Source organism: Streptomyces sp. NPDC002092 (assembly GCF_053593775.1).
Window position 1 is genome coordinate 33,247 of the sequence record NZ_JBSFDG010000024.1, and the last position, 13,895, is coordinate 47,141.

Consider the following 13,895-nt stretch of genomic DNA (forward strand, 5'->3'; position numbering starts at 1 on the left):
ATTAGACTCGGCCCGAGATCCCGTCCATCAGAACATAGTTCGACGATTCCGATTCGTCGTAGTTATGCGCCATGTCCTGCAGGTTGTGCCCGATCTTCTCCAGCCGCTTCCCCAGGCTGTCCATCGATGTGAAGATTCCGTCACGAACCGGCGTGTAGACCTGCCCGAAGATCTCCCCGAAATCAGCGTCCGCCCACGGTTCCCCAAGCCCTTCAAGGGTGTCCTGGAGCCGCTTGGAGGCCTTCGTGAAATCGCCTCCGAGTTCGGCGAAGTTCACTCCCTGCTTGCGGAGTACGTCGGTGTCCACAGCAAAGGCGTCGAACGCCATAAATCTCCCCCGTACTGCTTGGCGCATTCATATAGGACGACAGGCGGATACCTTAGACTCCTCGCGCACGGCCCGGCAAACCGTCGGTCAAGATCGTAAAGCTTCCCAGGGGGACGACCAACAGTGGTGACAACACAGCCGCGTTACGGCAGTACAGGCAGCCTTTGGGTGGGCAGACTCGTCGGTCTGGGGCTGCTCCTCGTGGCCGCGGTCGTCGCCGTGGTGACCATTCCGGAACTGCGCAGTGAACTCGCCGGTGACGGCACCGAGGGAACCCTCACGGTTTCTTCATGCGAAACGCACACGAGGACCCACTACGGCACGCACAGGCGTACGACACAGCTCGAGTTCAGCTGCACCGGAAACTGGGCCGCGCAGGACGGCAAGGCCAGTTACCAAGACGTCGTGGTGAACACGTCTTCGCGTTTCGAGACCGGTTCGAAAATCCCCGTCGTACAAGCGGACGGCACGTTCGAACTGCCCGAGGACCGGGCCCCAGGAAAAGACGCCGCAATTCTCGCGTTCTGCCTCTCCCTGGTGGCTTTCGGCATTTTCTGCCTTCTCACCGGTTTCGGCGCCCGCAACGGCCCCGCCCTCTCGGAGTCCTGGCAGCGTCTTCCGGCCTCACGCGTCACCGGGCCCGTCCTGGGCGGCGTATTCGCCCTGGGCGCCCTGGCGGCACTCGTCTGCGCACTCGCCCTGTAACGCCCGCCCGTATCCCTCCTGAGGAACCCCCATGACACAAGTACACGGGAACGCCGCGACGAACGCCGCCGCACCGGGAGACCGCACGGGCCTCGGCCGCCTCATCGGCGCGGGCCTGATCCTCGTAGGCCTCGTCGCCCTGGCCCTCGGCGCCTACCTCGGCCCCTACACCTACGCCACGTCCACCCCGGGCAAGCTCACCGTCCAGACCTGCACCGTCGAGTACAAGTACCGCAGCTCGTCGAGCACGTCGAGTTCACGGAAGAAGACCAGGACCAGGTGGTGCTACGGCACCTTCACCTCCGCCGACTCCACCGTCAAGGACCTCAACGCCGAACTCAAGAGCGACGCCCTGTACACCCGCGGCCACGTCATCGAGGCCCGCCGGACGAGCGACACCTCGTACATGCAGGACCACGGCTGGACCCGGGCCATCGCCGTCGGCTGCGCCTGGGGATTCGGCGCCCTGATCGCCCTGGCCGTCGGCCTCTTCTGCGCCGTCACCGGCTTCCCCTACGGCCAGGGCGAGAGCCGGGGCCTGTTCCGCACCGCCCTGGTGACGGTCGCGGTGGGCGTGCTCGGCCTTGTGGTCAGCCTGTTGGTGGTGTTCTTCACGTGACGGAGGGCCCGGCCCCGGTGGGCGCACGGGGATGACGGTGGCACATCAAGTGACGGCTGCCCTACGCTGATCAAGAACGTTCCTTCTGTACGGGGTGAGAGCCGGCAACCGGCTCTGGAGGAGACGGCGATGAGCCATGCAGTCGATCCGAGGCTGGCGTATGCCCAGGTCTCGGCGCCAGCGACCACCGCGGCACCAGCCATGACCACGGTCGCGCAACCCGAGCCGTCGCCCTCACCGGGCCCTGCGCCCACGCCTCCGCCGCCCGCGCCGCCGGTCTGGGGCGGCGACCCGGACGTGGGAGTCAGCTCGTCGTTCCTTCGGGCCAGGGCCGACGACTGCGACACCGCCTCCGGGTTGCTCCGCAAGACCGGCGGCCCGGCCGAGGACTCCTTCCGCGATCTGGCGAAGGCGGCGCCCGGCTGGTCGTTCGTCGACAGCATCGACGCCATGCAGCACCGCTGGGAGGACCTGCTCAAGGTCGTCACGGACCGCCTGGACACGGCCGCGCGGAACTTCCGCGACAGTGCGGACGCGTACGACGGCAACGAGGTGTCGACCGCCTCGCAGTTCGCCGACCCGCACGCCCCGAACCCGTCCCGTTGAGCCTGAGGAAGCAGCAGCACCATGGTCACCTTCCACCAGCTCATCGAGCTGGACGTGCACGCCCTGGAGACGTTCGCCGACAACTGGAACGCCATCCACCGCAAGATCAAGGACGCCCGTACGGAGTTCCACGACGGCGTGGTCCAGAAGCTGCACCAGGACCACTGGCAGGGCGAGGCGGGTGAGCGTGCACAGGCCTACTGCGACCGCGTGCAGCTGGACATCGACGCCCTGGACCAGGAAGTCAGGGGGTTGCGCGACTTCCTCGACCAGGAGGCCGACGGCGCGAAGGGCACCGGCGGGACCAAGGGCCTGGAGGAGCTCCAGCGCAAGGCGCTGCAGCTTCAGCAGGAGGCGCTGGAGAACGGCATGACGATCAGCGCGGACGGCCGGATCGAGATGTGCGTGGTCGACAACCCCGACGACCCCGAGGTGCACGAGAACTACGAGCAGCACCAGCACACCGCCGACGGCCTCCAGGAGCGGCTGAACCGGGTGCTCGGCCAGGCTGCCGAAGAGGACGAGTGGCTGGCCAAGAGCCTGAAGGTGGTGTTCGGCACGGCCCACAACTTCGAGAGCGAGAACCGCAGGTTCAACATCGACAAACCCGACGCCGAGGACCACAAGGTCCGCAACCAGCTGAACAACGTCGCCGCGTACTTCGCCACGGTCAAGGACTGGCCCACGGCGGCCGGGCTGGTCCAGCACTACCTGGACGGCAGCGGCAAGACGGTGGAGGTCGAGCCGCAGACCATGATGGACCAGATCCCGGCCTTCCGGTCAGGCGTCGACGAGACCCTGCGCAAGGACGTCCACGGCCGCCCGGACGGCCCGTTCACCACCGAGTGGAAGTCCACCGCGCCCAACCCCGCGGACGGAGACAGCAGTTCGGAGTGGTACTACGCGCTCAACCACTTCCAGTACCGGCTGACCGGCTACGTCCACGACGGCGAGGTCACCTACCGGGTCGAGGTCCAGAAGCGCTACGACTGGGGCGTCCCCAGCGAACACCGGGCCAACGCCACCGGAGGCTGGGGCCCGGCCAGCATGAACCTGGAGCAGGCCGACATCGCCCACCTCAACACCGTGGGCCTGGGACGTGACTTCGACGTGGTCGGCACCTCCGACGAAATAACGTCCTGCGCATGACGACCGGCCGGCACACCCCGCGCAACACCGGGCCGAGACCGCCCCGGGACCGCGAGCCCGCCCGCCGCCGGACGCCGCGGCGGGGCGTACCGCGGGTCGTACGACGGATCGCACTGTGGTTGGCGGCGCTGGCCGCCGTGGCGTTCACCGTCGTCGTGGTCTACGGGTTCATCCAGTTCAACCATGCCGTCGACCATCCCGGGGACGGGTTCTCGGGGTGGCAGTGCGCGGCCGAGTCGGGGACCTGCGGGCCCTGAGCCCGGACGGGACGCGGCCCGGCGGACAACTGCCCGCCGGGCCGACGACCGCGTAACCAGGGGTTACCGGATCACTTCTTCGGTGCCTCTTCGACCGGGCCGGAGGGCGCCTGCGCGCCTACCGGCTTGCCGAAGTCCGAGTACACCAGGTTCTGCATGTCCGCACGGCTGCTGGCCTGCTTGAAGTAGTACGGCTTGCCCGTGGTCGCCACGTACCAGGTGACCGAGTCCCCCTTCGCCGTCATGACGACCGGCACCGCCGGCTGCCCGTCCACCGCGGTGACCTTCCCCTTGGTCACCTTGTTGCCCGCGTCGAGCGTGTCGGGTGCGGTGAACTGCTCCTGGTGGCACCAGCTGGCGAAGCCCTTCATCAGCGGGTTGCTCGGCGTGCCGTGGAGCCACTTGTCGGCGGAGAGCGTGTTGGCGCCGAGGTCGGAGTTGAACTCCTTGACGATGGCCGAGTCCGGCTTGGCCCAGACGTCGTTGCCCTTGCGGATGACCTGGAAGGTGCCCTTCGACATCTTGACGGTGCCGACGCATTCCGTGGCGGACAGCAGCATGTCGGTCTTGGTGTCCCCGCGCGTCATCTGCTCCCGGAAGGAGCCGGCGGCGGCGTTGGCCTTGTGGCCCGAGTCGTAGATCTCCTTCGCGGAGAGTTTCTCGATGCCGTTCGGCTTGGCAGCGGGACTGGCCTCCGTGCTCTTCGACGGCGTGGAGCCACCCGCGGCCCCCGCGGAGCCGGTGTCGCCGTTGTTGCAGGCCGCGAGCGACACCATCGCCGCGGCGCAGGCGAGGGCGGTGGCGGCGCGTCGGACGGTCAGGACACGCGTGTGCATGAATACCCCGTGATGATTGATTGCGTGCAAACGTGCTTGATCATCTAAGCAAGGGCCTGTCCGAGAACTCGAACCAAGCGTTGCATAAGCGGATTTGTCGGCAAAATCCCCTCCGGGTCTTCACGGCTTGACCTCATTCGGGGGGGCGGGGCGACGGGTGCCTGGGCGTGCCGAGTTGTCGCCGGTGTGCAGGGGCGCGGGGGTGGGCAGTAGCCGATGCCAGTTCATGGAGCTCACCGAAGCGACGACCGATGGCCTGAAGATCGCGCAGCTGCGTGGGTTCAGGGACTCCGCCCTGCGCCAGCCCTCCGGAGACCCGGAAGTTGATCCTGGCCCCCAATGGCTGCTCTGGCCGTTTGACCGGTGTTCTCGTCGCGAGGACAAGTCCCGACCCGGCCAGGCGCTCACGCAGCCCGGAACTTGCGCACCAGCTTCACGACGCCCCAGACAATGAGTCCGCCGAAGAGGAACAGGACGACGAACGCCTGCCACAGAGGCATCTTCCCCTTCCCCGAGTACGAACTCCCGTTGTTGTCGCGGTAGGAGTAACCACCGCTCGACTTCCGGTAGCCGCCGCGACTCTTGCCGATGCCGACGCTGGTCCGCGTCGACGACAGCGAGGCGTGCTCGACGGAGTCACGCCCCGGCGCCGCCTGAGCCAGAGCAGGGGCGGACCCGAGCAGGGCGGCGATCAGGACGATTACTGCCGCGAAACGCATAAGAGATCCCCGTGATGGTGAGCAGTCTGGAAGTGGAGTCACGCCAGGGCGTGCAACGTTGCACCCTAGGACATGGCCAGTGAAGCTTCGGCCTGGCCACCACTTCCGGACACCCCGTGCACCGGCGCGTCCGCTCTGCGTGTTCACAGTCCAACTCGGCCTGCTGCCGTGCGTCCTGCTCCTAGAACCGGACCTGTGCCTACGGGAGTTCGGTTCACGTCTTGTCGTCAGCTGCCCAGCACATCTCATGGAGACGGGGATGTCCCGGAACTCGCCCACAAGAAGATTTGGCCCGACGTGCAACTGCCCTCAGGGCCGTCGGCTGCGCGACTGGGGGACTACTCCTTCGGCGCCTCTTCGACCAAGCCGGAGGGCGCCTGCGCGCCTACCGGCTTGCCGTCTTCGCGCCTCTCGGTATTCACCTGTATTCTGAGGGTATGGCTGACACCACAATCAAGATCAGTGAGTCGATAAGAGACCGCCTGCGCACGCTCGCCGAGGAGCGCGGCCTGAGCACACGCGCCTACGTCGAACGTGTGGTCGCCGCAACCCCGACGGAGGCGGAGCGCGCAGAGCGTTCCGCGCGAGGCATCGCATACGTTCGGGCGAACCTGCGCGAGGACTTCAGCGAGGCTGATGTACGGCAGGCGCAGGAATGGCGTGCCGCGATCGCGTCCAGGCAAGTGGGGGAGCGCCGGTGATCATTCTGGACCACACAGCTGTAGTGGCTCTGTGTCGTGGTCATCGGCTGCTGTCCGGCCTGGCTGTGGTTGAGGTCGATGATCCCGACCAACGCGCCCAGATTCCAGCGCTGTGCCTGGTGGCCGCAAGTCTTCAGCTCCCTGGCGCAGCAGCACATGTCGGAGCGCTGCCAGGCCTCGAATTCGTACCGCTCGACTTCGCCGGCACGGCAACGGTGGAACAGGTAGTGGCAGCCGGTCTGGAATGGGCCTACGGCCACGCCGTCCACGCCGCGATCGCTGGCGCCGTCGAGGGGCAGGTTTTGACAGCCACGCCCGAGGCCTACAACGGTACGGGCGTGTGGGCGGTCGACATCGGCAAGGCCTGAGCCGTCGGGGCCCCGGGCCACAATGACACCCTCGGTTCCGCTTCCCCAGTTGTGGCCGAGGTGACGTCCGAGACCGCCCTGCCAGACAGTGGGACGCGCTGAACGACGCCGGTAAGTCCTGAATCCCGCTGTTCACCGCCTGTATCGCCATAGCACGCGGTGGCGAGGCAGACGTTCGCGGCCTGCCCCCCCCCTTCAACCATGAGCGGCACCGGCAGCGCACGGCAACCGAAGATCCATGACTGCGGCCTGCCGGCGACCGGGCCTGAACCGGAAGGTTCCACAATTCCGCGGTAAGTCCGTCGCAACCAGTTCGCGGCCTGCGTTGTTGGATCGTCCATGGGCTCAGAAGGGCTTCCTGGGCCGCTGCCCCGTGGCCAGCCAAGTCTTCGACTGTTCAGTGGTGTAGGCGGAAGGAGGGAATCCCACGAAAGAACCGTCCTTGAACACGACGACCATCCGCACCATCGGCGCCTGGGTGATATCGCCGGTGTCGAGATGTTCCCGACAAACCGCACGGCCCACGCCATGTCGTGCTCGACCGTGAGTTCCGGATGCATCACGATGGTCGGCGGACCGTCTCCGTAACTCTCCCGCAGGTGGACACGGGCCACCTCGACGGCTTCGTCTCTCGTCATTCTCAGGACTCGATCGTTCTTCCCACAGGACTTGGTGCTTCGAGGGAACTACAAACAGGCCGGACAACGAACTTCGCCGACGTTCTTCTCAAGGTCGCCCGCGATGCTCAGCCACTCATGCGTCCCGCCCCCGCTCAGTCCATTGGACGCGACAGCAACTCGGCGAAACGCGCACCCGCGATGGCGTCTGGAGCCGCGGTGACTGACGACCCGTCACGAAAGACCAGGGCGACGTGCGGCTCCGCTTTGCCCTTCGCGCTGCGCTCGGTAGGGACGACCCGCACGGACACGATCTCACCGGGGGCGTACTGGAGCAGCGGATACAACGGATCACGTCTGTTGTGCGCATGGCCAAAGAGCAGATGCCTGCGGTCCGTCGCCGCTACGACGAAGCCGCTGCTGTAGCCCTCCAGTTGCTGCACCGCGTGGGTCAGCAGGATCAGCCGGGCCGCAGTGGTGGACCAGTCGACGCGCCGCTCGACGGCCAGGTGATCGATGACCTTGCCAGGCACATACCAGAGGGCATCCGAGAGCGCGTCCGTGAGGACCTCTCCGGCAGCCTGGAATGGGTGCGCGGCCAGGTACGCCCAGCCCGCGGCACGGGCGAGACCCGATGTTCCGGCCTGCTCGGCCGGCGCGACTGCGGGTGGCGGCAGGCGGGGGATGAGCCGGTCCGTGGGCGTGGGGACGGCGACCAGGTCGGCCTGGGCGGTGCCGACGAGGGTTTCACCGGGTACGAGGAACGCCGACACGCGGGCTGCGTGCTCGGCGAGACGCTGCCCACGCAGCCGTTCGATGTCGTCGGTCGTCACGCCCAGCAGCCTGCGGATCATGCCCATGACCCGAGCCTATCCGTCGAGGCCGCCGCCAACGTGTGGGGCTGCGCCTCTCCCGCCGTCGTTGACCTAGCCTTCCGCGGTGGCCTTCTCAATCGAGGCAGCAAGGTACACCTGTCGAAACTCTGTACGGCGTACACAGCCCGTTGAGCCCGATACGCGTCAGCTACGGCAACTGGCCTTGTGCCATGGTGGCCTTACGGCCGCCGCACATACCGCCCGTCGAGGCACGCTACGTCGTGGGCCCTCACAAGCTCCAGGAGCTGGTCCAGTCGCAGTCCGGCGTAGACCTCACACGGGCCCTTCGCCTCGGCGGACCGGGACGGCGCACCCGAGCCACGGGTACGCTCGCGCCCTCCCCGCGGACCTCCCACACCGTTTCGTCTCGGTGGGAAGAGAAGGTGATCCCGAACGGATTGAGCGACTCGATCACCGGGACACCCTTTCTTCGGTCTCCACGCTGCGCCTCGCCCGGCGGCGCACCTCACACGTTGTGCTGTTTAGCGTGCGGCTCAAGTTGCCGCTGGCCGGAGGATGCCCCAGAGCGCGCCATGGTTCTGCTGGCGCGTCAGGATCGCGGAGAGGGGGCGATCCCCTGGCTCAGCGCCTCCAGAGCTTGGGCATCCTTCTCAGACAACTCGAGCGCAGCCAGGGAGCCGTCGGCGAAGTGCAGGTCCACGCGGTTCGAGAGCCAATTGTGCCGGATGGCGACGCTCCGGAGCTGTCCTGGCAGGAGCTCTCCCAAGCACCTGGCCTCCTTCCTGCTCAGCTTCTCTCCGGGCGGGACCTTGCCGAACAGTGGCACCTTCTTGTTAGGGATGGAAACCGTGCGCATCAGAAGGATCCTGCGATCGGTGAAGACCATCAGCGCCCGTTCGTTGTCGTAGCCGCTGCGCGAGGGGTCGGGTCCGGTGCGCACAGCGATCACGAACTGGCCGGCCACGCTCTGCCATCCGCCCTTGAGACCGGCCCCGCGCACGGTGCGTCGGATCCTGCGGATGATGCCGAAGTCGAAATCCTCGAAAGCATCTCCGACCGAGGCGGCAACTTCGGTGGCGCCCTCCACCGCGCCGAGCATGCCCGTCCACTGCTTGCCCGGCCGTACCTTGCGGGGTAGGGAGCGGCGGATCACATCGCTCAGCCTCACTTCGACGATCCCGAGCAGACGCTCGTGCGGCTGCAGCCACGGCGCAATCAACGGCACGTGGGAGCCGCCGCCGAACAGGCGTGGTTCGAAGATGGCCTGTGTCGGGCCGTACTGGCCAGCGCTCACCCGAAGTCCTCCTCGATCCGCGTCTTCGGCACACGGTACGGAGTCTCGTTCTTGCGGCCGTCGAGCTGACCGGCCACGGCATCGATGGCAGGGTCTTTACTCAGCCCGTCCGTGACCGGGCTCATCGGGCCGTCGGCACCGATCACCACTCCGACGCCCCCTGAGAAGATGCCCTTCTCGGCGCCGATTACGGCCTTGACGCCCCTGGCGGCAGCGAACTCCCCGAGGTTGTCCATCGACGGGGACATGAGCAGGTTCTTGGTGGTCTTGGCCGTGTTGCGGAACTTGCCGATCGTTCGCACCTCCTTGGCCAGCGCCCGGGCTTCCTTGAAGCTCTTCTTGATCTCGCTGAAGGACTTGCCGGCCTTCCTGAGCTCGCGGACCTTCTCCATCAGCTTGTCCAGCTTCTCCGCCAGGTCGGCTGAGACCTTTGCCACCCGTTCGATGAACCTGGTGATCTCAGCATCCGCCACGAGAGCGTCGGCAACGGTCGCGAGGCCGACAGTCAGGATATCGACCACGACCATCGCAGCGAGCGAGATGAGCAACGCCTCGATCGCCTCCCGGATGATCTCGATGATCATGTTCTCGGCGAGCTGGCAGGCCGCAGCCGCCTGGCTGATGATCTGTGCGATCTCGTCCATGTCCTTGGCGGTGCCGTCGATGGCCTCGACCACTTGGCCCATGTGCCGGCCGAACGCGTTCGACGCCGCGCCTTCCCATTGCCCGGCGAGTGTGCCGCCGCCCTCACGCAGAGCAGTGCTGACCGCCCGCATCGCCTTCGCCTGAGTCTGCCACTCGTGGGCGGCCGCAGTGAGTCCGGAGAGGTTGCCGGTGACCTCCTCCAGCATGCCCATCAAACCGCTGGAGTCCAGCGCCCACTTGACGGCACTGTCCAGACCTGCGTCCAGGCCGTCCGCAACGGGATTGTTGATCTCGGGCAGTGGGATCAACGGCTCGTCGACGAAGTCCCGCGTCCACTTGTACGCGTCGCCGACCTGTTGGAAAGTGCCGCCACTCACTGTCCGCCTCCGAACGAAGCGTCGATGTGATGGTCCTGGCTCTCGTAGTTCGTCGCCGAGTTCTGGAGACCCTCACCGGTGCCGCGCAGGATCTCGAGCAGGTCGGCGAAATTGTGCTGCTCGGCCTCCACGTGCTCGTGGTAGGCCTGGTAAAGGTTGTGCGCGTTCGGCAGTTTGCCGAAGTCGTCCGACGAGAGCGGCACCGCCGCCAGCTTCGGCCAGATCCGCTCGATCTGCTCAGCCTGCTCCTGGATGACCTTGTCGTACGACTTCAGCGCATCCGGATGGACCCGAAATCCTTCATCCCCCACAGCTTCTCCCTGATCGCGGAACCGGCACATCATCGTACTGATGATCTCTGCAACGTCCGTCGGCATCGGGGCTCTGGCCGTTCCTCCCAGAAGGGGGCAAACAAGCTGCTCGCCGCCGCTCGGGCGGCCGTAAACACGCCTTCACACACCTGAACTATAGGCGGATCTTTACCAAGTTCGGTCCGTCGGTGTCGGTATCCACCCACGACCCTTCGAGCCCTGCTCGTGCCGACCAACACCGAAGTCGCCGTATGACAGATGAGCTTGATCTCCGGCACCGCTTGCGGCCAAACCGAGCCCACCACGCGTGGCTCATCGGCCAAGGAAGCGAAAGCCCCCGCTGAACGGAAGGCCAAAATGGCTTCCAGCCAAACAGGAGCTTTCTGCCACCCGCCGAAGAATCAGCCTGGGAAGGACCCCTGAGGCTGCACCATGCCGACCGCTCCCGCCGAGGCCTTGCGCCGGCCGGACAGTGCCAGGAGTACACCGCCGAGCAGAAACATCAGCCCCACTCCGGCAGCAACCAGGCCCGTCATCCACAGGCTCTGCTCCATTGGCACGTGCTTGGTCTTCGGTGTGCCGTCTGGAGTCGCCAGGTGCTCCTTGCCCTTGTAAGCCACCGACCCCGTCATGTCCTTGGGGGGCGAGGCGGCGGACTTGACAGCGGCGGCCGCGTTGATCAGGCCGTAGCCGAGCACAGCGCTGCCGCCACCCGCGGGACGGTGGGTGGTGGCGATCAGGACGTCGTTCACCTGGGCCGGGGTCAGCTTCGGGTTCTTCGCGTACATGAGCGCCACGACGCCGGCGGCGAGCGCGCAGGCCGGCGAGGTTCCGTCGACCGGCCTGTAGCCGCCGGTGTTCGACGCGCTGATGATGGCGATGCCGGGCGCGGCCACGTCGTTGTAGGTGTGCACGGTGGAGAACTCGGCGCGCCTGCCATTCTGCTGGGTGGCGGCCACCGCGATCACACCCGGGTAACCGGCCGGGTACGACACCGCGTTGAGGACGTCGCCCGCATTGCCGGCCGAAGCGAGGACCGTCACACCCTCGCGAGCGGCATGGGCCAGAGCGGCGGCCTCGTCCTTGTCGTAGGAGCCGAACATGTCCTCACTGCCGAGCGACATGGAGATCACGTTGGCGCCGTGCTGAACCGCGTACTCGATGCCCTCGGCGATCGGGTTGCCCTTTCGGGACTTCTCCAGCTCCTTCTGGCTGCGTTCCTCCTCATGCTTGTCGTCAATGACGCGCACCGAGAGGATCTTGGCTTTCGGGGCCACCTTGAGGACGTCCGAGGCCATGGCGGTCCCGTGCCCTCCCCACTTCGGGTCGCCCTCCTTCAACCCGTCCTTGCGGTAGTCGGGTCCGGTGGTGACTTTGCCCTTCAGGGCGGGATGGTTCGCGTAGACACCGCTGTCGAGGACCGCGACCGTCACTCCCTCGCCCTGGCTCATCTGTTGTGCCGCGGGCAAGCCGAGGGCGGTACCTTCCCATCCGACCGGCGTGGCCGCCTGCGCCTGCGCGGTGGCCAGCGTGCAGAGCAGACCGGTGAGAGCGACCGCAGTGCAGGTGGCGCGTAGGATCCGGAACTTCACTGCAGGGCTCACTTCTCCAGCTTCCCGATGTTGTTGTAGACCATCTCGCTGAGGGCATGGGCCGCGTCCATCCACGGGAGCTTGTCCTCGTCGTCTGCGGCGTAGCTGCCGAAGTCACCGGGCAGGTTGCCCGACGTACGGCCGTCGACCGCGCCGGTCGTGACGGCGACGGCGTACGGAAACGTGTCGTCTCCCAGGCCGTATCCGCCCATGCCGTTGCGCCGGTTTTCCTGCCACTTCGCCGCGAGCGTGCCAGGCACCGAGAGCGGCACCACTGCGGCGTCGGGGACGTCCTCGTGCTCCTGGCCAGCGAGATACTCGCCCATCTTCTGGGCGCCGGTCGTACCGGTGGGCAGCACGATGATCGCGACGGTGGCGACCATCTCCCCGGTGAGATCGACGTACGTCGCGCGCAGCACGGCCTGGCAGCCGAGCCGTTTCGCGGTCTCCTTGGTCTTGCCGCTCAGTCCCTTGGCGCAGGAGGTGTCCTGGGAGATGCCCATCCGACTCCACTGCGCGATCTTCTTGTCCGACGCCTTGTACGTGTAGTTGGGCGGATCGCCGATGGTCGCCGGGAAGACCTTCTCGGCTGGCTCGTTGCGCCACACCACTGCGCCGTAAGCGGAGTTGGGTATCGACTGTCGGCTGTTGCTGTACGCGTGAGCCGCGAGCGCGCCGCCACCGAGCATGCCGAGCACTCCGAACACCCCGAGCAGACTTCCTATGACCTTTCGAGCAGCGCCACCCCCAGTTGCGGGGGGCACCGGCACCCCGGGCACAGGGTTCCCAGGTAGATAGGGCGCACCATACTGAGGCGGCCCCGGGTGGCCCGGAACAGTCCCCGGAGCCACCCCTGGGCGTGCCCCAGGCATGCGAGGCACGGGTGCCTGCCCTTGCCACTGCGGGGGATGTTGCGGTTGCGGCTGCCAAGCACTCTGCGGGGGCGGCTGCCCATACGGATTGCCGCTTCCCGGCGGCGTCGGGTAAGACATGAGCTCCCTCTCACAGGTCAATCTGCGAGGGAGCACGATGGGTGGTCCGGCCCTTTAGCGACAGAGCCCGCATCTCAACTGACCCGCACCCCAGGTTGCTGCGAGGCACAACTACAGCCACTCGCGCACCTTCCGGCGCCCCCGCGAATCTCACGACAGCTTATGACCTTCGCAGACGCAAGGCTTGCCCTGCCTGTGGAGCTCAGATAACGATCTGATTGAAGGGCTTGGTTGAGCGTCTCCGGAGTACGCGCGGCTCGCGCTGGTCGACAACGAGCTGGTGGAGTACGACGACTGGCTGAAACTGCTGCGTCGAGCCGGTCTCGCCCCCTGAACCGCCGGCGCACCCTGGAAATGGCCGGCCCCAGCCGGACGAGTGCATGACGAAAAGGGATCAAGAGGACGCATGGCCACCCATGACGAGATGACGGAGCTGTTCGGCGCTGGCCACGCGGTCACGCTTGACCGTTCCGCCACCGAGGAGCGCGGGCTGTCCGAGGCTGACGCCGAGGTGCTGTGCGACGTCGGAGTGCCCAAGTACGTTGACGTCCTGTTCACCCTCGACACCGCCGAGGAGGGCCCTGATCCCTTCACCGTGGTGCCGGTGGCTGCCGGCGGCGAGGAGACACGCATCCTCGTGCTGGGCGGCCCGATCGACGACCCCGCGATGCGGTACTGCCTCGACATGGAGCGCGGCTACGTGATTCTCATGTCCTTCGGGGAGGAACCACAGGCCGAGATCGTTAACCGGACCATTGCCGACCTCGTCGAATTCCTGTACCGCTTCGCACTGCGCTCCAAGCACCTGGAGCGCGCCGCGCCACAAGACCGCGGCCCGTACACCGATAAGCTCGTGGATTACCTCCGTGCCCGCGACCGGTATGCGTTCGCGCAGCCGGACAGCTGGTGGTCGATGGTTTACGAGCAGGTCGGCTGAGCCCTG

The 13,895-nt window shown here is 66.6% G+C and carries 17 protein-coding genes; 8 read left to right on the top strand and 9 right to left on the bottom strand.

Annotated features, from left to right (window positions below):
* Position 1: 1 nt before the first annotated feature.
* Complete coding sequence (locus ACWCRD_RS39110; protein ID WP_450970443.1) at positions 2-328, bottom strand: hypothetical protein; 327 nt, start codon at positions 326-328, stop codon at positions 2-4.
* A 168-nt stretch (positions 329-496) separates the two neighbouring features.
* On the opposite strand from ACWCRD_RS39110, the gene ACWCRD_RS39115 reads away from it, so the two are divergent.
* From ACWCRD_RS39115 to ACWCRD_RS39135, 5 genes are all read left to right on the top strand, one after another.
* On the top strand, positions 497-1,033 hold the full coding sequence (locus ACWCRD_RS39115) for a hypothetical protein (RefSeq protein WP_450970444.1): 537 nt from the start codon (positions 497-499) through the stop codon (positions 1,031-1,033).
* 31 nt (positions 1,034-1,064) lie between these two features.
* Positions 1,065-1,652: a hypothetical protein gene (locus ACWCRD_RS39120; protein WP_450970445.1), complete on the top strand. Its 588-nt coding sequence runs from the start codon at positions 1,065-1,067 to the stop codon at positions 1,650-1,652.
* 129 nt (positions 1,653-1,781) lie between these two features.
* On the top strand, positions 1,782-2,258 hold the full coding sequence (locus tag ACWCRD_RS39125) for a hypothetical protein (protein WP_450970446.1): 477 nt from the start codon (positions 1,782-1,784) through the stop codon (positions 2,256-2,258).
* Positions 2,259-2,279: 21 nt separating this feature from the next.
* Positions 2,280-3,407 (top strand): WXG100 family type VII secretion target, encoded by a 1,128-nt coding sequence (locus ACWCRD_RS39130; RefSeq protein WP_450970447.1) that lies wholly within the window; start codon positions 2,280-2,282, stop codon positions 3,405-3,407.
* A complete protein-coding gene (locus ACWCRD_RS39135) occupies positions 3,404-3,664 on the top strand; it encodes a hypothetical protein (protein ID WP_450970448.1) in 261 nt (86 codons plus the stop codon). Before ACWCRD_RS39130 ends, ACWCRD_RS39135 begins: the two co-directional genes overlap by 4 nt.
* 71 nt (positions 3,665-3,735) lie before the next feature.
* Here the strand turns inward: ACWCRD_RS39135 and ACWCRD_RS39140 are convergent, their stop codons facing one another.
* Entirely contained in the window at positions 3,736-4,500 is a 765-nt protein-coding gene (locus ACWCRD_RS39140; protein WP_450970449.1) for a hypothetical protein, read from the bottom strand.
* A gap of 404 nt (positions 4,501-4,904) precedes the next feature.
* Entirely contained in the window at positions 4,905-5,219 is a 315-nt protein-coding gene (locus ACWCRD_RS39145; RefSeq protein ID WP_450970450.1) for a hypothetical protein, read from the bottom strand.
* 437 nt (positions 5,220-5,656) lie between these two features.
* Here ACWCRD_RS39145 and ACWCRD_RS39150 point away from each other — a divergent pair, with 437 nt between their 5' ends.
* The gene (locus tag ACWCRD_RS39150; RefSeq protein ID WP_450970451.1) at positions 5,657-5,920 is read left to right on the top strand and encodes a hypothetical protein; all 264 of its coding nucleotides are present in this window, start codon (positions 5,657-5,659) and stop codon (positions 5,918-5,920) included.
* Entirely contained in the window at positions 5,917-6,288 is a 372-nt protein-coding gene (locus ACWCRD_RS39155) for a hypothetical protein (protein WP_450970452.1), read from the top strand. Before ACWCRD_RS39150 ends, ACWCRD_RS39155 begins: the two co-directional genes overlap by 4 nt.
* Positions 6,289-7,060: 772 nt before the next feature.
* Here ACWCRD_RS39155 and ACWCRD_RS39160 read toward each other — a convergent pair.
* From ACWCRD_RS39160 to ACWCRD_RS39185, 6 genes are all read right to left on the bottom strand, one after another.
* Positions 7,061-7,765: a hypothetical protein gene (locus ACWCRD_RS39160; protein WP_450970453.1), complete on the bottom strand. Its 705-nt coding sequence runs from the start codon at positions 7,763-7,765 to the stop codon at positions 7,061-7,063.
* Positions 7,766-8,330: 565 nt separating this feature from the next.
* Positions 8,331-9,035 (bottom strand): hypothetical protein, encoded by a 705-nt coding sequence (locus ACWCRD_RS39165; protein ID WP_450970454.1) that lies wholly within the window; start codon positions 9,033-9,035, stop codon positions 8,331-8,333.
* A complete protein-coding gene (locus ACWCRD_RS39170) occupies positions 9,032-10,057 on the bottom strand; it encodes a WXG100 family type VII secretion target (RefSeq protein ID WP_450970455.1) in 1,026 nt (341 codons plus the stop codon). The genes ACWCRD_RS39165 and ACWCRD_RS39170 overlap by 4 nt, the downstream gene beginning before the upstream one ends.
* Positions 10,054-10,434 (bottom strand): hypothetical protein, encoded by a 381-nt coding sequence (locus ACWCRD_RS39175; RefSeq protein ID WP_450970456.1) that lies wholly within the window; start codon positions 10,432-10,434, stop codon positions 10,054-10,056. The genes ACWCRD_RS39170 and ACWCRD_RS39175 overlap by 4 nt, the downstream gene beginning before the upstream one ends.
* Positions 10,435-10,769: 335 nt before the next feature.
* Positions 10,770-11,960: a S8 family peptidase gene (locus tag ACWCRD_RS39180; RefSeq protein ID WP_450970457.1), complete on the bottom strand. Its 1,191-nt coding sequence runs from the start codon at positions 11,958-11,960 to the stop codon at positions 10,770-10,772.
* Positions 11,961-11,968: 8 nt separating this feature from the next.
* The gene (locus ACWCRD_RS39185) at positions 11,969-12,667 is read right to left on the bottom strand and encodes a hypothetical protein (RefSeq protein ID WP_450970458.1); all 699 of its coding nucleotides are present in this window, start codon (positions 12,665-12,667) and stop codon (positions 11,969-11,971) included.
* A 691-nt stretch (positions 12,668-13,358) separates the two neighbouring features.
* Here ACWCRD_RS39185 and ACWCRD_RS39190 point away from each other — a divergent pair.
* Complete coding sequence (locus ACWCRD_RS39190; protein ID WP_450970459.1) at positions 13,359-13,889, top strand: SUKH-4 family immunity protein; 531 nt, start codon at positions 13,359-13,361, stop codon at positions 13,887-13,889.
* The last annotated feature ends 6 nt before the right edge of the window (positions 13,890-13,895 follow it).